Annotated in this window: 18 protein-coding genes; 9 read left to right on the plus strand and 9 right to left on the minus strand. The window is 55.6% G+C overall.

Annotated features, from left to right (window positions below; translation table 11 throughout):
- Positions 1-120: 120 nt before the first annotated feature.
- Complete coding sequence (locus FEE96_RS04375; protein WP_138161800.1) at positions 121-1,194, plus strand: YeeE/YedE family protein; 1,074 nt, start codon at positions 121-123, stop codon at positions 1,192-1,194.
- Here FEE96_RS04375 and FEE96_RS04380 read toward each other — a convergent pair.
- From FEE96_RS04380 to FEE96_RS04410, 7 genes are all read right to left on the minus strand, one after another.
- A complete protein-coding gene (locus FEE96_RS04380) occupies positions 1,130-2,410 on the minus strand; it encodes a DUF3422 family protein (protein ID WP_138161801.1) in 1,281 nt (426 codons plus the stop codon). The genes FEE96_RS04375 and FEE96_RS04380 overlap by 65 nt on opposite strands.
- A gap of 96 nt (positions 2,411-2,506) precedes the next feature.
- Positions 2,507-2,887, minus strand: coding sequence for a carboxymuconolactone decarboxylase family protein (locus FEE96_RS04385; protein ID WP_138161802.1), 381 nt, complete (start codon positions 2,885-2,887; stop codon positions 2,507-2,509).
- Positions 2,880-3,248 (minus strand): MerR family transcriptional regulator, encoded by a 369-nt coding sequence (locus FEE96_RS04390; RefSeq protein WP_138161803.1) that lies wholly within the window; start codon positions 3,246-3,248, stop codon positions 2,880-2,882. Before FEE96_RS04390 ends, FEE96_RS04385 begins: the two co-directional genes overlap by 8 nt.
- 180 nt (positions 3,249-3,428) lie before the next feature.
- Positions 3,429-4,862 (minus strand): NAD(P)(+) transhydrogenase (Re/Si-specific) subunit beta, encoded by a 1,434-nt coding sequence (locus FEE96_RS04395; protein ID WP_138161804.1) that lies wholly within the window; start codon positions 4,860-4,862, stop codon positions 3,429-3,431.
- Positions 4,863-4,875: 13 nt separating this feature from the next.
- The gene (locus FEE96_RS04400) at positions 4,876-6,447 is read right to left on the minus strand and encodes a Re/Si-specific NAD(P)(+) transhydrogenase subunit alpha (protein ID WP_138161805.1); all 1,572 of its coding nucleotides are present in this window, start codon (positions 6,445-6,447) and stop codon (positions 4,876-4,878) included.
- A gap of 138 nt (positions 6,448-6,585) precedes the next feature.
- A complete protein-coding gene (locus FEE96_RS04405; RefSeq protein WP_138161806.1) occupies positions 6,586-7,035 on the minus strand; it encodes a methyltransferase family protein in 450 nt (149 codons plus the stop codon).
- A 230-nt stretch (positions 7,036-7,265) separates the two neighbouring features.
- Entirely contained in the window at positions 7,266-8,219 is a 954-nt protein-coding gene (locus FEE96_RS04410) for an MBL fold metallo-hydrolase (RefSeq protein WP_138161807.1), read from the minus strand.
- A 130-nt stretch (positions 8,220-8,349) separates the two neighbouring features.
- On the opposite strand from FEE96_RS04410, the gene FEE96_RS04415 reads away from it, so the two are divergent.
- Together FEE96_RS04415 and FEE96_RS04420 are read left to right on the plus strand one after the other, a co-directional pair.
- The gene (locus FEE96_RS04415; RefSeq protein ID WP_138161808.1) at positions 8,350-9,102 is read left to right on the plus strand and encodes an SDR family NAD(P)-dependent oxidoreductase; all 753 of its coding nucleotides are present in this window, start codon (positions 8,350-8,352) and stop codon (positions 9,100-9,102) included.
- Entirely contained in the window at positions 9,102-9,473 is a 372-nt protein-coding gene (locus FEE96_RS04420) for an MmcQ/YjbR family DNA-binding protein (protein ID WP_138161809.1), read from the plus strand. Before FEE96_RS04415 ends, FEE96_RS04420 begins: the two co-directional genes overlap by 1 nt.
- 14 nt (positions 9,474-9,487) lie before the next feature.
- On the opposite strand, the gene FEE96_RS04425 is transcribed toward FEE96_RS04420, so the two are convergent.
- Complete coding sequence (locus FEE96_RS04425) at positions 9,488-9,706, minus strand: DUF1059 domain-containing protein (protein ID WP_138161810.1); 219 nt, start codon at positions 9,704-9,706, stop codon at positions 9,488-9,490.
- Between the two features lie 302 nt (positions 9,707-10,008).
- On the opposite strand from FEE96_RS04425, the gene kynU reads away from it, so the two are divergent.
- The 3 genes from kynU to kynA are packed head-to-tail and all read left to right on the plus strand — an operon-like array spanning position 10,009 to position 12,507.
- A complete protein-coding gene (gene kynU, locus FEE96_RS04430) occupies positions 10,009-11,202 on the plus strand; it encodes a kynureninase (RefSeq protein WP_138161811.1) in 1,194 nt (397 codons plus the stop codon).
- Positions 11,199-11,690, plus strand: coding sequence for a GNAT family N-acetyltransferase (locus tag FEE96_RS04435; protein ID WP_138161812.1), 492 nt, complete (start codon positions 11,199-11,201; stop codon positions 11,688-11,690). The genes kynU and FEE96_RS04435 overlap by 4 nt, the downstream gene beginning before the upstream one ends.
- Positions 11,674-12,507 (plus strand): tryptophan 2,3-dioxygenase, encoded by an 834-nt coding sequence (gene kynA / locus FEE96_RS04440; protein WP_138161813.1) that lies wholly within the window; start codon positions 11,674-11,676, stop codon positions 12,505-12,507. Before FEE96_RS04435 ends, kynA begins: the two co-directional genes overlap by 17 nt.
- Before the next feature lie 6 nt (positions 12,508-12,513).
- On the opposite strand, the gene FEE96_RS04445 is transcribed toward kynA, so the two are convergent.
- Positions 12,514-13,095 carry a TetR/AcrR family transcriptional regulator gene (locus tag FEE96_RS04445; protein ID WP_138161814.1) on the minus strand — a complete coding sequence of 194 codons (582 nt, stop codon included), beginning with the start codon at positions 13,093-13,095 and terminating at the stop codon, positions 12,514-12,516.
- Positions 13,096-13,193: 98 nt separating this feature from the next.
- On the opposite strand from FEE96_RS04445, the gene FEE96_RS04450 reads away from it, so the two are divergent.
- From FEE96_RS04450 to FEE96_RS04460, 3 genes are all read left to right on the plus strand, one after another.
- A complete protein-coding gene (locus FEE96_RS04450; RefSeq protein ID WP_138161815.1) occupies positions 13,194-13,658 on the plus strand; it encodes a (2Fe-2S)-binding protein in 465 nt (154 codons plus the stop codon).
- Between the two features lie 3 nt (positions 13,659-13,661).
- Complete coding sequence (locus FEE96_RS04455) at positions 13,662-15,902, plus strand: xanthine dehydrogenase family protein molybdopterin-binding subunit (RefSeq protein ID WP_138161816.1); 2,241 nt, start codon at positions 13,662-13,664, stop codon at positions 15,900-15,902.
- Positions 15,903-16,148: 246 nt separating this feature from the next.
- Positions 16,149-18,218 carry a Hint domain-containing protein gene (locus FEE96_RS04460; RefSeq protein ID WP_138161817.1) on the plus strand — a complete coding sequence of 690 codons (2,070 nt, stop codon included), beginning with the start codon at positions 16,149-16,151 and terminating at the stop codon, positions 18,216-18,218.
- Positions 18,219-18,246 lie beyond the last annotated feature (28 nt).

The raw sequence follows: 18,246 nt of genomic DNA on the forward strand, positions 1-18,246 counted from the left end.
CAGCAATAGACTTGGGAAATTTTCCCAACCCGCACCTGCAACGGATCGGTGTTGCAGGTTGTCAGACCTCTTCAAACTCTCCAATTGGGAAATAATTCTGTTTTCCACGTGGAGATTGTGATGTTTGAGTCATTTGGGTTCGAAGACACCACCGCAAGAGAAGTGTCTGTTCTGTTTGCGCTGGGATTGGGGGTGCTGTTTGGCGCTCTGGCCCAACTGACCCGGTTCTGTTTTCGCCGTTCACTTGTTGGCCAAGACCGTCGCCAGGCCGCGGGTGTTTGGGCGCTTGCTCTTGCCGTTGCTGTCACTGGAACCCAAGCTGCGGTCGCACAGGAATGGATCAGTTTTGACAGTCATCGCTTGCTGGCATCAGATCTTCCAGTGCTGGCCATTGTGCTGGGTGGATTGATGTTTGGCGCAGGTATGATCCTGACCCGTGGCTGTGTGTCCCGACTGATGGTGCTAAGCGGCAGCGGCAACCTGCGTGCCGCTCTGGTGATCCTTGTCTTTGCAGTAGTGGCTCATGCCACGCTCAAAGGAGTGTTGGCGCCTGTTCGGGTAGCTCTGGGATCTGTGACCCTGGATCTGGGCACAACCACTTCGCTGGCCGCCCTGCCCGGTGGCGCGCTGGTATGGAGCGGAGTGTTGGCAATCGCAGCTTTGGGTCTTGCACTGAGATCCGGTAACCGCCCGCTAGCTCTGATTGGAGCGGCTGTAATTGGACTGCTGGTGCCAGTGGGATGGATTGGCACCGGATTTGTGCTGTTTGATGAATTTGATCCTATAGCCATGGAAAGCCTGTCGTTCACATCCCCCACCGCCGAGACCCTTTTCTTTGGCATTGCCTCCAGCGCTATACCAGCCGGATTTGGCACCGGATTGGTAGGGGGCGTCTTACTGGGCGCATTGGCAGCAGCCCTGCTAAGCGGAAGTTTTCAGTGGCAAAGCTTTGAGAGCCCGCGTCAAACTGCCCGATATATGTCCGGCGCAGCTCTTATGGGGCTGGGTGGCGTATTGGCCGGAGGCTGTACTGTTGGTGCAGGCCTAGCCGGTATCCCAACTCTCAGCGTAGCTGCAGGTCTGGCGCTGGTATCAATTGCGGTTGGTGGTGTTGCCACCAACCTGCTGATCAATGCAATTTCTTCCGGATCCGACGCACAGCCAGCCAGACCAGCGCTACAACCGGCAGAGTGATGATCGCCGTAAGATTGCCCTTGGACAGATCTAGCACGGAAGCAATCGGATAGGCTGCATAGGAGACAAGCGACACGCCGTAGTAACTAATAGCTACGACGGACAGTCCTTCAACCGTGGTCTGCAACCGCAACGCCTGATCGGCGCGCCGGTCCATGCTTTCCAACAACGCCTGATTTTGAGCACTGCGCTCTACATCTACCCGGGTTCTGAACAGCTCCCCTGCCCGTCGCGCCCTGTCTGCAAGTGTCCCTAACCGCGCCTCGGTTGACTTCACCGTCCGCATCGCTGGCTCATAGCGGCGTAGCATGAAATCAGCAAAGGTCTGGTAACCCTCAAAGCGTTCCTCCCGCAGCATACTTATGCGCTGATTTACTAGGGCTTCGTAGGCTCCAGTAGCTGCAAACCGAAACGCAGCCTGTGCCCCCATCGATTCCAGTTCAGCCGATATTGTCAAAAGCTGCGCCAGCGTTTGATCTGCAGACTCCTGCCCCGTGGTCATTTCCACCATCATCTCACTGAGATGCGTATCGAGACCACCAATCGAGGGCGACAACCCGCGCGCACGAGAAAAGCCGAGCATCGACATTGCCCTATATGTCTCAATTTCGCACAGCCGCTGTACCACGCGGCCTATCCGGCTGGTGTCAGTGTCCTTGTTGGCAAACAATGCAAACCGCATGTGACCTGCAGGATCAATTCGAAAATCGCCTGCAACCACTGTGCCGTCATCCAGAACGCTGGACACTGCCAGACTTTCCGGTACAAACCAATCTTGCAGCGCAGTCGCAAGTGACTGGGCTGCTGGTCTTGGCTCCACCCGAACAATCAGCGATGTCACCCTTTGACCGGGAGCCTGTTCCAACCACTCGGTTGGAAACACTTGAAAATCAACCGGATCAAAGGCCCGCGAGCTAACCCCGGAGGAATAGACCATATAGCCGACAAACTCGGTGTGCTGCTCCCATTTCAGGGTGTGACGACCAATCTGAGCCGAATGGTGGGTAGCACCGGGCTTTGGATGTGCGGCACCGTGACGATCTAACAAGTCGATCAGGTGCTCCACATCTTTGGCCCGGTCCCGATGCACAGCCTCTACTGGCTGCTTAAAGGCAAGATACACAACCGTACTTGGGCTCGACATATTGGGAAACGGCCGCGCGTGTAGCTCGTTTGCAAGTTGATAGCGCAGCGGGTGATCTTGAATCGGCGGCATCGTTGGCTCCTGATTGAACCCGCAGAATAGATGCAGCAACACAGGCTGTAAAGAAACCTTTTATTTCAGAGCGTTACAGGAATACCATCGTATACGTTACGGCCCATCAACGGGTTCGAACACTTCCATGGCGGCGTTCAACCCATTGATGGCAGCTGGCATTCCACCATAAAGAGCCATCTGCCAGATCACCTCAATGATCTCTGTCTCACTGGCTCCCGCTGCCAGCGAATTCTCGATATTCACTTTGAGCTGCGGAGCGGTGTGCCCGCCCAATGCGGTTAGTGCAGCAATGGTGCACAGCTGACGGGTCTTCAGATCCACACCAGCGCGGGCATAGTGCCGACCATAGCCGTACTCGACCAAAGTTTCCGCCATACCGGGCACCAATGTATCATATCGATCCGCTAACAGTTGTTCCAACCCCGGATTCATATGGGCAAGCAGGTCCCGCCCCTTTTGCAATGCGTCAGACATCAGTCATTTCCTCTTCCAGGTTTTGATAAATCTCGACCTTACGGTCCATGAGCGCCAGAACATCGGTGAGCTGTTCCAGCTGTGCCCGGATCACTTCGCGGTGCTCCTCAAGCATCTGGCGGCGTTGTGGTACTGTTGTCTCGCCTGCCGCCCGCAGACGGGCATATCGAATGCGGTCCGCTTGTTTCATTCCAGTGGCATTCAGTTGGCTAAGAAACCGGATCCAATTTAGGGCCTCAGGGGGATAGTCTCTATGCCCAGCCCCGTCGCGCGGCGGCGGGTCAATCAGCCCAATTTTCTCGTAGAACCGTAGAGTGTCTATGCTCAGGCCACTTTGCGCTGACAGATTGGAAATCTTCATGACTGTGCTCGCTCCGGTTTCGATTCGGGGTGAGCATAGATGCTGGAGTACACTCCAACTCAAGTGAAATTTTTAGAGGACAGAATTGGGGCTCTACCCCGGGATTTTTCCAGCTAGATGAAACGCGGAAAAAGAAAAAGGCGCCCCAAAGGAGCGCCTTTATTTGCTAATGATCGCCGACTACTGGATCATAGTCAGAAGCTGATCCAAACTGGCCTTGGCATCACCATAGAACATCCGGGTGTTCTCTTTGAAGAACAGCGGGTTTTCGATGCCGGAATACCCGGTGCCCTGACCACGCTTCGACACAAATACCTGTTTCGCCTTCCAACATTCCAGCACCGGCATACCAGCGATGGGGCTGTTGGGGTCTTCTTGTGCAGCAGGGTTCACGATGTCGTTGGAGCCAATCACGATAGCAACATCCGTTTCCGGGAAGTCGTCGTTGATCTCGTCCATTTCCATCACGATGTCATAGGGCACCTTGGCCTCGGCCAGCAGCACATTCATGTGGCCAGGCAAACGACCGGCAACGGGGTGGATCGCAAACCGCACTTCTTTGCCCTTGGCGCGCAAACGGCGGGTCAGTTCAGCCACGTTCTGCTGTGCCTGTGCCACCGCCATGCCGTAACCAGGGATGATCACGATGCTGTCGGCCTCTTCCAACGCGGTTGAAACACCCTCTGCATCGATTGCGATTTGCTCGCCTTCGACCTCCATCTGCGGGCCAGCTGTACCGCCAAAACCGCCAAGGATCACGCTAACGAATGAACGGTTCATTGCCTTACACATGATGTAGGACAAGATCGCCCCGGACGAACCAACCAGCGCCCCAACCACAATCAACAGGTCATTGCCAAGACTGAAACCAATTGCCGCAGCCGCCCAGCCGGAATAGCTGTTCAGCATCGACACAACCACCGGCATGTCCGCACCACCGATACCCATGATCAGGTGATAGCCAATGAACAATGCAGCCAGTGTCATCAGCGCCAGAGGCAGGAAACCACCTGTGTTGAAGTACCAGATCAGGCACAGGAACGACAAACCAGCCGCGCCAGCGTTCAACATATGACCACCGGGCAGTTTTGTTGCAGCCGAACCGAGTTTGCCCGCCAGTTTACCATAAGCGACAACCGAACCAGTAAAGGTGACCGCGCCGATGAAGATACCAAGGAACACTTCGACCTTCAGGATGGACAGTTCAATCGGTGACTTGTGTGCCAGTAGCGCGGCAAAACCTTCGAGCCCCTCGCGGGCCTCCTGGCTCATCTCCAGCACATTACCCATTTCGATATGCGCGTTGAAGCCAACAAAGACCGCCGCCAAACCAACCAGCGAGTGCATCGCAGCAACCAGTTGCGGCATTTCAGTCATCTGCACCCGCTGTGCGACCACATAGCCGATGGTACCACCGCCAGCGATCAACAGCAGCGACAGCAGCCACAGCCCCTGACCGGGGCCCACCAGCGTTGCAAACACCGCCAGCGCCATGCTGACAATACCGTACCAAACCGCGCGTTTAGCGCTTTCTTGTCCGGACAAACCGCCCAGTGACAAGATGAACAGGACAGCCGCAACAACATAGGCGGCAATAGTGAAGCCAAATTCCATAACCTCAGCCCCCTTATGATTTCTGGAACATGGCAAGCATGCGCCGTGTTACGAGGAAGCCGCCAAAGATGTTGATCCCGGCCATAAAGATGGACAGTGATGCCAGCAGGATCACCAGGAAGGAACTGGATCCAATCTGCATCAGCGCGCCCAGAATGATGATCGACGAGATCGCATTGGTCACCGCCATCAGTGGGGTGTGCAGTGAATGCGCCACACCCCAGATCACCTGGAAGCCAACAAAACAGGCCAGCACAAAAACGATAAAGTGCTGCATGAAGCTGGGCGGAGCAACCGTACCAACCAGTAACATCAGCGCCGCACCAACACCCAACAAGGTGACCTGCTGTTTGGTGGCCGCCTTAAAGGCCGCCACTTCAGCTGCACGCTTTTCTTCCGGCGTCAGCTCGGGCACGGTTTCTTTGGGTTTGGCCGCAATCGCCTGAATTTTAGGTGGCGGCGGCGGGAAGGTGATCTCTTTTTCAAAGGTCACGGTCGCGCCACGGATCACATCATCTTCCATGTCGTGATTGATCTGACCGTCCTTTTCAGGGGTTAGGTCGGTCATCATGTGACGGATGTTGGTGGCGTACAGGGTTGAGGACTGTGCTGCCATACGTGATGGGAAGTCGGTGTAGCCGATGATGGTGACACCATTGTCGGTGACGATCTTTTCGTCCATCACGGTCAGCTTACAGTTGCCGCCCTTTTCCGCTGCCAGATCGACAATCACCGAGCCGGGTTTCATCGCTGCGACCATCTCTTCGGTCCACAGCTCTGGAGCTTCACGGTTAGGGATTAGCGCCGTGGTGATGACAATGTCCACCTCAGGTGCCAGTTCAAGGAACTTGGCAAGCTGTGCATTGCGGAACTCAGGGCTGGAAACAGCCGCATAGCCTCCGGTCGCAGCACCATCGGCCTGATCTTCCTCAAAATCGAGATAGACAAACTCGGCGCCCATCGATTCAACCTGTTCGGCCACTTCGGGCCGCACGTCAAACGCCAGCGTTATCGCCCCCAACGAGGTCGAGGTCCCGATGGCGGCCAATCCGGCAACGCCCGCGCCCACAACCAGAACCTTGGCTGGCGGTACTTTACCCGCAGCAGTGATCTGACCGGTAAAAAAACGACCAAAGTTGTTACCCGCCTCGATTACCGCACGGTAACCGGCGATATTGGCCATAGAGCTAAGCGCATCCATTTTCTGAGCGCGCGAAATACGTGGCACCATTTCCATGGCAATCACATTGGCACCTTTGGACTTGGCCAGCTCCATGCCCTCGGTATTGCCCGCAGGGTTAAAGAACGAAATCAAGGTTTTACCCTTGGTCATCCGCTTCAGTTCAACTTCGGTTGGCTGACGCACCTTGGCAACGATATCCACCGATTTCCACAGCGCAGCTGGGGTTTTGATGATTTCAACCCCGGCATCGACATAGGTCGCGTCCGAAAACCCGGCGGCAGCCCCTGCCCCAGTTTCAATGGCGCAGTCATAACCTAGTTTTTGTAACTGACGCGCTGAATCTGGCGTCATCGCCACGCGTGCCTCGCCTTTAAAAATCTCTTTTGGTGTACCTATCTTCACCGTATCGGTCCCCCTCGGCTTGGCCGTGCCCGCACCCACAGGTACGGATCGCAATGATTTTCTCTACCTTGCGCAAGATAATTGCGCAAGCACTTCGCTGCAGTGCCGCAACTTATCCGCTGCAGCGCCGCAAATAGGCTACGCCCAACGGCGTGTCTTTTGTTCGTAACGGCCCCAATCCGCCCGGAATTCACGCCGCATCCTGCCCTCTTCCGGGATGACAAAGCGCTTTTCGAGTATCCAGACAAACACTGGAATCAGCGGTAATGACACCACCGCATCAAAGCGCAGAATAAGCCCGGCCAGGATCAGCACATCCCCCAGATAGATTGGATTGCGTGACCGGCTAAAGATACCGGACTGCACCAAATGGCTGGGAGTTTTATGTGGGATAACAGTGGTGCTGTGTCGACGCATTTCATAGATGGCGAGCAGGGTCAGGATTAACCCACCTCCCACCAGAAGGCCGCCCAGAAAGTCAGACCAAGCGCCACCAAAACTAAGGTTGAAAGAATACCAGCTTGCCTGGGTCCAGGCCACGACAACTGCGCCAAACAGCCACACCGGTGGCAAATCCAATTTGCGCATCAGGTTGGACTCCGCATCGGCCAATTTTCGCGATTTTTGGTCATTGCAGGTCCGACTTTCCTCAATTTGTCAATAGAACCAGCATCTCAAGAAGCCAGAGCTTTGAAAAGGACAATATGTCCAGCACCCCGAAAACGACGAATCTATTTCGGGATGCGGCATGATCCTGCACAGATTATCAGCAATGCCTACGTATACTTTGGCATGCAATCATCCCAATTGCGTGAGTGTCACTCCCATTCCATCTCTTCGTAGACACGGCCAGCGTTTTTGGTCGCCAGCTCTTCGAAGGTATCAAGAGACTTCCACTGCTCTTGATCCACATAATATGCCTTAGCCAGATCACCGCCATCTTCGATATGGGCTCCGACCTTGGTGCGCAGATCCACCAGGTAATCCAGCGTATATCGGCGCACCTGCGCCAGGTTAGTCGGGTGGCCGTGACCGGGAACAATATAGGTGGGGTTCAGTGGCTCCAGCTTCTCCGTCCAGGTCTCAATCCAGCAGCTGGTGCAGGTATGCGGAAACACCGGCAGCATGCGCTCATGAAAGGCGATGTCGCCAGCCAGCATGATGTCCCACTCAGGGATCCAAACCTGAACATCGCCGGGATCATGCGCCGGACCAAGGTGCAGGACCTGAATTTCGACCCCTCCCAGACTAATCTCATACTTATCTTCAAATGTCAGGTTGGCGTGCTCAACCCGGGTGTCCCCAGCCCCATCTGGGTTGTAGCCATGCATCCGTTGCAGAATGAAATCACCATTCTCCTTGGTTTCAGCAACCGCATCTACATGGGCCAACACATCGACCCCCAAATCACGCCAATACCCGTTGCCCAGCATCGCGTGCCCTTGACCATTCTCGTTGATCACCAGTACGACTGGTTTGTCTGTTACCACCTTAATCTCATCGTGCAGCGCCGCAGCCAATCGATCCGACGCCCCCGAATTCACCACAACCACCCCTTCGTCGGTCACGATGAACGACAAATTATTGTTGTGACCTGCGTTGGCCGCACCCGGAGGGGCCGTGGCGCCAATCGCAGAAAACACATGCGGGATCACCTCTACCGGTTTTGAGTACAGCTCGGACGTCGGGTATTGATCGGCTATGTCTTCGCTGGCCAATGCAGCGCCACCGACAAGAAAGGCCACAACGGCGATGGAGGTAATAGTTTTCATGGAAATCTCCCTGTTTCGCCGACACATTCACAGAAGTGAATGGGTATGTAAATGCCCCACATTTGTGACGGTACGACCCACTTGCCATCCTGCCCCCTCTGGCTAGGGTCTTGGCAAAGGAGATCGAGATATGACATTGGACGGAAAACACGCATTGGTCACCGGCGGCGGCACTGGGATTGGCCTGGCTATTGCACGGGCGTTAGCAGCACAGGGCGCTCAGGTCACCATCACCGGACGCCGTGCCGAAGTTTTGGATAAAGTGGCCGGCAACGGATTGCATGCGGTGCAGATGGATGTGGCCAGTGAAGTTTCAGTGGTCGATGGCGTCGCAAAGGCAATCGAAGCCCGTGGCCCTGTGCAGATCTGTGTCCCCAATGCTGGAATTGCCGAAGGCCGCGCTCTGCACAAGACCGATATGGAGTTTTGGCGCACCATGATGGCGATCAATGTCGATGGCTGTTTCCTGACCATTCGTGAATGTCTGAAGTCGATGCATGGTACCGATTGGGGACGGGTTATTGCGATTTCCTCAATTGCCGGACTAAAGGGGCTGAAAGGCGCAAGCTGTTACTCCGCAACCAAGCATGCGATGATCGGCATGATCAAGGCGCTGGCTGCTGATCATTTGGGCAAACCCTACACGTTCAACGCCCTCTGCCCGGCCTATGTGGACACCAACATTGTGCCACAGAACATCGAAAGCATCATGAAACGTACTGGCATGAACGAAGAACAGGCGATGGAAGTCATGGTCGGCGCTAATCCTCATGGCCGTCTGATCGCCCCCAAAGAGGTCGCCGATGCTGCTCTGTTCCTGTGCAGCCCTCATTCCGGCTCGGTAAATGGTCAGGCCATTCAGATCTCGGGCGGAGAAATGTAATGGATCGCGCAACTTTCAACACGTTTTGCGCCGCAAAGCCCGCCACCAGTCATGTGGTGCAGTGGGGCAATTCGGATGTGTGGAAGGTCGGCCCTAAGGTCTTTGCCATCTGTGGCTGGGCCGAGGGGCGCGACGCCTTCACCTTCAAGGTAACCGAGATCGCCTATGAAGTTCTGCAAGAGCAACCCGGCATTCGCCCAGCCCCTTATTTGGCCTCGCGTGGGATGAAATGGTTGCAGCACTATGACCTGCCGGGCCTATCTGATGCTGAATTGCAGCGCCATATCGAGATTTCCTATGAGTTGGTCGCCGCAGGTCTGTCCAAGAAGAAGCGCGTTGAGTTGGGCATTCCCGAGCCAAGCTCGATCTAAACTTTCAACAGCGGCTAAGCCTCTTCTTTTACTCGGACATCAACCGGTTTGATCAGGGTTGCCAAGTACGTACGGGTATCTTGATCCCAGTCAGCAGGGTCTTCACCATGTGCAAACTCGGCATGCAGTTCGATCAGCTTCCAAACCTCAACTTCGGACGCTGCCACAATACTTGCTGGACAAGCTTCCATTCCTTCGCAATCCCGGCAAGCATAAGTAAACGCATTAGACATAGTTGACCTCCATCAATTACCTATCACCAATTAGGGCCGGAACCCTCTTTGGCGAGCTATTTCACCAGATGGGTTTTGGCTCGATTTCCAAGTGTCTGATTAAAGGCATCCGACTCCTGTAATTTGCAGAAGCGCAATCATTCCGCGCAGGGCGTATCTTAATTTGAGCAAGGGCGCGTCCCCATTCTAAATATCTGCATTCCAAATATTGATAACTGCTGCCAGAAATCTTCGCTAGACAGGCCCGGTCCACCCGAGTAGAGATACTTTAAGCTTGAAATACTTAACCCACCGAGGCCCCCATGACCGACTTTGCCGCCACCAAAGCCATGTTCCACTTGCCAGAGGGTGTTATCTACCTGGACGGCAACTCACTAGGCCCCCTTCCCCGTGCCGCCACCGAAACAGTCGGTAAGATGATGCAGGATGAATGGGGTGAAATGCTGATCACCGGCTGGAACAAGGCTGGTTGGATGGCCAAATCAACCATCATGGGAGATCGCATTGGCCGCTTGATCGGTGCTGAACCGGGCCATGTGGTGATGGGTGATACTTTGTCGATCAAGGTCTATCAGGCCGTTGCTTCAGCTCTGGACCTGAACCCCAGCCGTCGTGTGGTGCTGTCGGACAACGGCAACTTCCCCACTGATCTGTATATGGCGGACGGACTTCTTCGCTCTCTTGGTGACGATTACGAACTACGAGTGGTTGATCCTGAGGCCGTCGCGGACAATCTGACTGATGATGTCGCCGTGCTGATGCTCACAGAAGTCGATTACCGAACAGGCCGGATGCACGATATGAAGGCGTTGACAGAACAGGCCCAGGCCAAGGGCATCATGACCGTCTGGGATCTTGCCCATTCAGCCGGCGCCCTGCCCGTAGATCTGGCTGGGTGCAACGCGGATTTTGCCATTGGCTGCACCTATAAATACCTGAATGGCGGTCCCGGTGCGCCTGCCTTTATCTATGTCTCCCCACGCCACATTGATCAGGTCCGCCCGGCCCTGTCCGGTTGGCTGGGACACGAATCCCCTTTTGCCTTTGATCTAGACTATCGTCCCGGCGCCGGGATCGAACGTATGCGCGTTGGCACCCCACCAGTCTTGCAACTGACCGCACTGGAAACAGCCATGGATATTTGGGACATGGCCGATATGGCTGCGGTTCGTGCCAAATCAATCGAACTGTGCGACCTGTTCATCAGTGAAGTTGAGGCCCAATGCCCCGAACTGACCCTGGCTAGCCCACGCGATGGCACCCAGCGCGGCAGTCAGGTCTCGTTTCGCTTCCACGAAGGCTATGCTGCCATGCAGGCGATCATCGCTCGAGGTGTTATTGGCGACTTCCGCGCCCCTGACATCATGCGGTTCGGCTTTACTCCGCTTTATATCGACGAGGCCGACGTGCGTGCCGCCGTCGCAATCATAGCCGATGTCATGACCAACAAACTGTGGGATAAACCAGAGTATAAAGTCCGTTCCAAGGTGACATGAGTGTCACCACTCGAACATATCATCGCGGTGATGCGGAAACGCTGTTCGAGATCTTTGTCGAGGCTATCCATGATGGGGCCTCGGCCCACTACACTGATGCCCAACGTCATGCTTGGGCGCCCTCGCAAGACATGCCAGACAGCTGGCCCGGCACAATGGCCGAGCTTGAAACCTGGGTTGCCGAAGCCAAAGGGGAAATCGCTGGTTTCATGTGCGCAACCCCGCAAGGCTACATCGACCTTGCCTACGTGCGCCCCCGCTGGATGGGTCGCTCTGTGGCGCAAACTCTCTATGACGTCATCCTTAAACGGGCGCGCAGCACAGATCTGACGCGGATGACGACCCATGCCAGCCTGATGGCGCGGCCCTTCTTTGCCCGTCAGGGCTGGCAGGTCGATGAAATGGAAATAGTTGACAGAAACGGCGAACAGCTCAAACGCTTCGCCATGTCACTGACGTTGGGAGCCCCCCATGGCACAACCTTATGACCCGTCCAAAGACGGCGCTGAAATGAACTTCAAAGACCGCATGTCTTATGGCGACTACCTGTCGCTGGATATGTTGCTGAACGCCCAGAACACCTGGACCGACACCCATGATGAAATGTTGTTCATCATCCAACACCAAACATCCGAGCTGTGGATGCGTCTGGCCATTCATGAAACCAATGCCGCACGCGCGTGCTTGCTGGATGGAAAAACCCGACAAGCGTTCAAAATGTTGTCTCGCCTCTCGCGGATTTTTGAACAGCTGAATTCGGCTTGGGACGTCCTACGCACGATGACGCCGTCTGACTACACTGCCTTTCGCGATGCCTTGGGGCAAAGCTCGGGCTTTCAATCGCATCAGTATCGCCAGATCGAATTCATGCTCGGCAACCGCAATCAGGCAATGCTGAAACCGCATAGCCATCGTCCCGAACTGGTTGCGCTGCTTGAAGACGAGCTGGCACAGCCGTCAATGTATGACGTCGCTCTGCGCGCGCTGTCGCAAAGCTTTCCTCTGCCAGACGAAGTGCTGAACCGTCCACTTTCCCAAACCCACCAACCTCATCCAGCCGTCCAAGCTGCATGGAGCGAAGTTTATCGTGATACGGAAACCCATTGGGAACTATATGAACTGGCCGAAAAGCTGGTCGACCTAGAGGATTATTTCCGCCGCTGGCGCTTCAATCACGTTACCACGGTAGAACGTGTCATCGGTTTCAAACGTGGCACCGGCGGGACTGGTGGGGTTAGTTACCTGAAACGGATGCTCGCTGTGGAGTTGTTCCCCGAGCTCTGGCACCTGCGAACCGAGCTGTAAGAACGTTCAATCCGGCTGCAATGCAGCCCCAAACAACGCCGCCAGCTGGGCCACACCCGAGGCATAGCTGGCGTAGTCCTGCGAGGTATGCTTGATCCCCTTCATGGCCGAGCAGAATACCCGCGCGACCTCCTCCACATTACCGGGCAGTGTTATCTGCCCAGCGTCTGCCTCGGCGCGCAGCCATTGGGCATAGACACCGCGCAGCGCCAGCTCGCCTGTCGCAATGGCCTCACCCGCTGCACTCATCCCGGCCTCGAACAGTTCCAAACCATGCGGCGAATCCATCATCGCCTTCATCGCTGGCCCGCCTTGCGCCTCAAAAGCCGCATGCAGGCGCTCTGACAAGGTGCCACCGGATGCCAAAGCGTCCGCCACCGTATCTAGCGCCAGACCATAGTGGCCCTCCACCAACCCGGCAAAAATTGCTTCTTTGTTGCGGTAACTCAGGTAAAGCGCAGGTCGGGACATGCCTGCGCGGCGAGCAATGTCATCCATCGACGTCTTGCGAAACCCATAGGTGGAAAAGGCCTCCCATGCGGATTCCAGGATCGCTTGTTGCTTCGGGTCGTTACTTGCCTTGATCATAAAACCGCTTCTGACACTTTTATCAAATTTTGTCAATTGACATCCTGACACTTCATGGCCATTTTGTCAGAAAGCCGCACAGCAGAGAGATTTGAGCCATGTCGACCACCCTTCGTATCAATGGAAAAACTCATCAGGTTGATCTGCCCGACGACGTCCCACTGCTGTGGGTTCTGCGCGATGAGGTTGGGTTGACTGGCACAAAATATGGCTGCGGCGTTGCCGCCTGTGGCGCTTGCACCGTTCATATCAACGGCGAAGCTGTCCGATCTTGCCAAACAACACTTGCAGACGTTGACGGTGAGATCACCACCATCGAAGGTCTCGGCACACCAAAGGCCATGTCAATAATTCAACAAGCCTGGGTCGATCATCAGGTTGCGCAATGCGGATACTGCCAGTCTGGGCAAATCATGCAGGCTGCCAATCTGTTGACAGACAATCCAACTCCCTCGGATGCGGACATCGAAGAGGTCATGCAGGGCAACCTGTGTCGCTGCGGCACCTACCCCCGTATCCGCGCTGCCATTCATAGCGCCGCCCAAAAAATGCAGGAGGCTTGATCCATGGCTAGCATTGGAAAAATTGCCCGCCGTACCTTCCTGATCGGCTCTGCTGCCATCGTTGGCGGCGTCGCCTTTGGCGCGTATTATGTCAGCCGACCGGCCCCTAACCCGCTGAAGCCCGGCGAAGGCGAGGCCGCGCTAAACCCCTTTGTGCTGATCGACCAGCAAGGCGTCACCCTCTTTGCCCCCCGTGCCGAAATGGGCCAGGGCGTCAAAACCACCTGGGCCGCGCTGATTGCCGAAGAGCTGGATGTCGAGCTCGAAGATATGCGCGTTCTACACGGCCCCGCCGCCAGGGCCTATTACAACAGCGCCTTTATGGCCGACGCCCTGCCCAATCGCGGCTATGACGTCAGCGATTTCCAGCACTCCATAGGGGAAGTTCTGGGGGTTCTGGGTAGAACCCTGAACATGCAGGGCACTGGTGGCTCCACCTCAATGAAGGACGGCTATAAGCGCATGCGCCAAGCCGGGGCAACCGCCCGCGAAACCCTGAAACAAGCAGCCGCCAATAGACTGGGCGTAGACCGCGATCAGTTAAAGACAGCCAACGGTATGGTTCAGGCCCCTGATGGCACCTCGATGAGCTATTCTGAGATCGCACTGGACGCTGCCAAGCTTGATCCTGTTGAATCCGATCTGCGCCCCCGCAGCGAATGGCGCTTGCTGGGCAAAACCCAGCCGCGTGTTGACATGATCGAGAAGGCCACAGGCACCGCCGAGTTTGGCATTGATGTGCGCCAACCGGGGATGAAGTTTGCCTCGGTTCGCATGAACCCACGCCTAGGCGCAGGCATGAACGGTTTTGACGCCACCGAAGCGCAATCCATGCCCGGCGTTGAGAAAATTGTCGACATGGGCGACGGGGTCGCCGTGGTTGCCAATAACACTTGGCTAGCCATGCAGGCGGTTGAGGCGATCGAGGTAGACTGGCAAGAGGCCCCTTATCCTCCAGAAACCGATCAGGTCTTTGCCCGTATCGCCGAAGCTTTTGACGACGAACCGAACTCGACTATGCGTGACGATGGCGATGCAGATCAACTGCCCGAAGGTGCAGTTGAGCTGACCGCCGAGTATCAACTCCCGTATCTGGCCCATGCAACCATGGAGCCGATGAACGCCACCGCATTGTTTGAGGGTGACAAACTGACCCTTTGGTGCGGCAACCAGATGCCCACAATACATCAATGGAAATGCGCCGCCGAAGCCGGGTTGGAAAGTGAACAGGTCGAGGTGCACACAACTTACCTTGGCGGTGGGTTTGGCCGCAGAGTCGAGTTGGATTTTTCAATCCTGGCAACACGGCTGGCAAAAAAGATGCCCGGCGTGCCCGTGCAACTCACCTGGTCACGTGAAGAAGACATGCGCCATGACTTCTATCGTCCCGGCGCAATCGGGCGGATGCGCGGCGCTGTCAAGGATGGCGCAGCAGTGCTGTTGGACGGCAAGGTAGCTGCCGCCTCGCCTGTGGCGCAGGTCATGGACCGGATTGCAGGCCTGCCCGCCGGTGGACCCGACAAGGTCCATGTCGAAGGTTTCTTCAACCCGCCCTATGCCATTCCAAACTTCCGTATGAGCGGCCACCTCAGTGACATATCAATCCCAGTTGGGTTTTGGCGTTCCGTCGGCAACTCCTTCAATGGCTTCTTTGTTGAAAGCTTCATCGATGAAATGGCCCACAAGGCAGGTATTGACCCGATGGAATTCCGTCTGGCTCTCGCGCGTCAGGAATGGGCACCAGCTGCCGGAGTACTAGAGGCCGTCAAGGAAATGTCCAACTGGACTGGCCAGACACCCGATGGCGTAGGTCGAGGGGTGGCAATGTGCTACAGTTTCGGGACCCCGGTTGCCCAAGTGATCGAAGTCTTCGATGACGATGGTAACATTCGCCTCAACAAGGCCTGGATCGCTTGCGACATGGGCTTGGCGCTGGATCCAGAAACGGTCAAAGCACAGATGTCAGGCGGTATGGTCTACGGGCTTTCGGCCGCACTTTTTGGCGAGATCACCTTTGCCAACGGCGAAGTAGAACAAGGCAATTTCCCTGATTATGAGGCCCTACGAATGAGCACCATGCCTCATACCGAAGTGCAAGTATTGGAAACCCAAAAACATATGGGGGGTGCAGGTGAACCCGGCACACCTCCAGCGGCTCCAGCCTTGGCCAATGCTATCTTTGATCTGACGGGCAAGCGCGCGCGCCGCCTGCCTTTAATGCATGACTTCAATATCTGGACCTAAAGTTCGGACTTTCATTAATCTGATCAGCCCGCCAACACTTGGCGGGCTGATTTTATTTGCTTAGTCCGTCCACTGTTCAAAACAGATCTCTGCACAGCCCATTACTCAAATTTCAATTGTGGCATCAATTTGGCACGCCGCCGCAATATCGCCGTATTGCGCGCAAAGTTCAGCCATTACCGGCCCTTATCATGGTTACCAAATCCCTAATGCCGTCAATCGGCAGTGATGAATTGAGGACGAGCCATGCCAAGTGGATATCTGGTATCTTTAGGCGCAGACAATGCACTGGGCACTGATGACGTCATTAGCGGTGCATGGACCAGCTTTACCTCAGACACTGATCTGGGATCTGGACAGTGGGTCTTTACTGGTGTTGACGGCGGCACCAATTACACCGACACACAGGAACCTGGTCAATATCATCTGGCTACCAACGGCAATGTCTACTTCATCCCGCAATATGGTGAAGTCGATACCCTGACTAACGCTGATGTAGTCAGTGCACCAAGTTATTCAGCTGTACCCGACCACCAGGTCGATGGCAGCGCGGGCGCTGACGTGATCGACAGCAGCTATACCGACAGTGATGGTGACAGCGTTGATGACGCCACTGATAATGCCGATTTGGTTTATGGCAATGGTGGATCCGACAACATAAGCAGCGGTAGCGGTGACGACTGGATCTACGGCGGTTCAGGCAACGACACGGTAGACGGCGGCAGTGGCAACGATGTCATCTATGGCGACGACAGCACCGCTGGCACCGAAACTCTGAACTGGGATGCGCAAGGTAGCGACGAACAAGATGTAAGTGGTGGGTTCACACAGACCACAGGTCAGGTTGATGTCTCCGTAAGCTTTACCAATGATGGCAATAATGCCCCACAGTTTTCTCTCGAAACCAGCGACACCATCTATGTAGCAGGCGGAGAAAACTTCAACGACAACTCCTCACTTTACCTTTACGGCAACGGCGACGACGCGACTTCAACCACCTCGATCAACTTTGCGGCTAATGGCAACTCAGATGTCAGTAACGAAGTGGAAAACGTTGTTTTCCGCATCAGTGACATCGATTTTGGTTCTGGCAACCACCGCGATATTGTGACTGTCAACGCCTACGATGCGGACGGGAACCCTGTCTCGGTCACTCTGACGGTAAGTGACAATGGCTCCAATACCGATGTGGTGAGCGGAAACACCATCACGGCAGGAAGCGATGGCGAAAACGCGGGTGATGCTACAGGTTCAGCCTTGGTCGAAATTGCCGGCCCCGTTTCAAACATCGAGATAATCTACTCAAACCAGCTCGGCGGAACGCAGGCGATCTGGGTCAGCGATGTGTTCTTTGACACGATTCCCAACCCACCCGGCGATGACCAACTGAATGGTGGACTGGGTGATGACACTATCTATGGCCAGGGTGGCAATGACGTTATTACCGGTGGCGCAGGCAATGACCTGCTGGATGGTGGACTGGGCAATGACACCTTGAATGTCGCCGAGGGCGATAGCGCCTTGGGAGGTGACGGAGACGATCTGTTCATCCTTACCGATCATGGCGAAGCCGGTAGCGGCGATATCACCATAATCGGTGGCGAGGGAGACGAGACCAGCGGCGATACCCTGAACCTGAACGGGCAAGCGGACCTGTCGACACTAAACCTAACCACCAACATCCCCGGCGAACTGGCAGGCACGGTTGAGCTGTTCGATGGCTCAGTTGTTACTTTTTCCAACATCGAAAACATCATCTGTTTCACACCAGGTACGCTGATTGACACGGCGCAGGGTCCCCGCGCCATTGAAGCCCTGACAGTTGGTGATCTGATCGTCACCCGCGACCATGGGCTGCAGCCACTGCGTTGGCTCGGCAGCCGAACAGTTGCGGCAACCGGTGATTTTGCTCCCATTGAGGTGTCGCCATTGCTGCTGCCCGACGCCACCGCACCGCTCTTGGTTTCGCCACAGCACCGACTTTTATGGAGTGGCCCGCGTGCGCAAATGCTATTTGGCACAGATGAGGTTCTGGTCGCGGCGCGCCACCTGCTGACAAACCCTGCTGTCACCCGCCGCATTGGCGGCACAGTGACCTACATGCACCTGATGCTAGATCAACATCAGGTCATCTATGCCAATGGTGCCGCAACCGAGAGCTTCTACCCCGGTGATCAGGCCATCGGAGCACTGAGTGAGACCGGCCGTGATGAAATGCTCACATTGTTCCCAGAGCTACGCAGCCACGCAGGCGCGCTGGGCGACACTGCCCGGCTGTGTCTGAAAGCCCACGAAGGTATTTTGCTGGCTGCCTAAAACAGAAACGCCGCAACCCATGGGTTAC

This window comes from Parasedimentitalea maritima (assembly GCF_005771405.1).
Taxonomy (GTDB): Bacteria; Pseudomonadota; Alphaproteobacteria; order Rhodobacterales; family Rhodobacteraceae; genus Parasedimentitalea; species Parasedimentitalea maritima.

Bases quoted from the DNA above. Each gene is read 5' to 3' on its own strand.
- FEE96_RS04385 (WP_138161802.1), bottom strand. From the start codon at position 2,887: ATGTCTGACGCATTGCAAAAGGGGCGGGACCTGCTTGCCCATATGAAT.
- FEE96_RS04375 (WP_138161800.1), top strand. From the start codon at position 121: ATGTTTGAGTCATTTGGGTTCGAAGACACCACCGCAAGAGAAGTGTCT.
- FEE96_RS04395 (WP_138161804.1), bottom strand. From the start codon at position 4,862: ATGGAATTTGGCTTCACTATTGCCGCCTATGTTGTTGCGGCTGTCCTG.
- kynU (WP_138161811.1), top strand. From the start codon at position 10,009: ATGACCGACTTTGCCGCCACCAAAGCCATGTTCCACTTGCCAGAGGGT.
- FEE96_RS04425 (WP_138161810.1), bottom strand. From the start codon at position 9,706: ATGTCTAATGCGTTTACTTATGCTTGCCGGGATTGCGAAGGAATGGAA.
- FEE96_RS04445 (WP_138161814.1), bottom strand. From the start codon at position 13,095: ATGATCAAGGCAAGTAACGACCCGAAGCAACAAGCGATCCTGGAATCC.
- FEE96_RS04380 (WP_138161801.1), bottom strand. From the start codon at position 2,410: ATGCCGCCGATTCAAGATCACCCGCTGCGCTATCAACTTGCAAACGAG.
- FEE96_RS04390 (WP_138161803.1), bottom strand. From the start codon at position 3,248: ATGAAGATTTCCAATCTGTCAGCGCAAAGTGGCCTGAGCATAGACACT.
- FEE96_RS04435 (WP_138161812.1), top strand. From the start codon at position 11,199: ATGAGTGTCACCACTCGAACATATCATCGCGGTGATGCGGAAACGCTG.
- FEE96_RS04460 (WP_138161817.1), top strand. From the start codon at position 16,149: ATGCCAAGTGGATATCTGGTATCTTTAGGCGCAGACAATGCACTGGGC.
- kynA (WP_138161813.1), top strand. From the start codon at position 11,674: ATGGCACAACCTTATGACCCGTCCAAAGACGGCGCTGAAATGAACTTC.
- FEE96_RS04410 (WP_138161807.1), bottom strand. From the start codon at position 8,219: ATGAAAACTATTACCTCCATCGCCGTTGTGGCCTTTCTTGTCGGTGGC.
- FEE96_RS04455 (WP_138161816.1), top strand. From the start codon at position 13,662: ATGGCTAGCATTGGAAAAATTGCCCGCCGTACCTTCCTGATCGGCTCT.
- FEE96_RS04450 (WP_138161815.1), top strand. From the start codon at position 13,194: ATGTCGACCACCCTTCGTATCAATGGAAAAACTCATCAGGTTGATCTG.
- FEE96_RS04420 (WP_138161809.1), top strand. From the start codon at position 9,102: ATGGATCGCGCAACTTTCAACACGTTTTGCGCCGCAAAGCCCGCCACC.
- FEE96_RS04405 (WP_138161806.1), bottom strand. From the start codon at position 7,035: ATGCGCAAATTGGATTTGCCACCGGTGTGGCTGTTTGGCGCAGTTGTC.
- FEE96_RS04415 (WP_138161808.1), top strand. From the start codon at position 8,350: ATGACATTGGACGGAAAACACGCATTGGTCACCGGCGGCGGCACTGGG.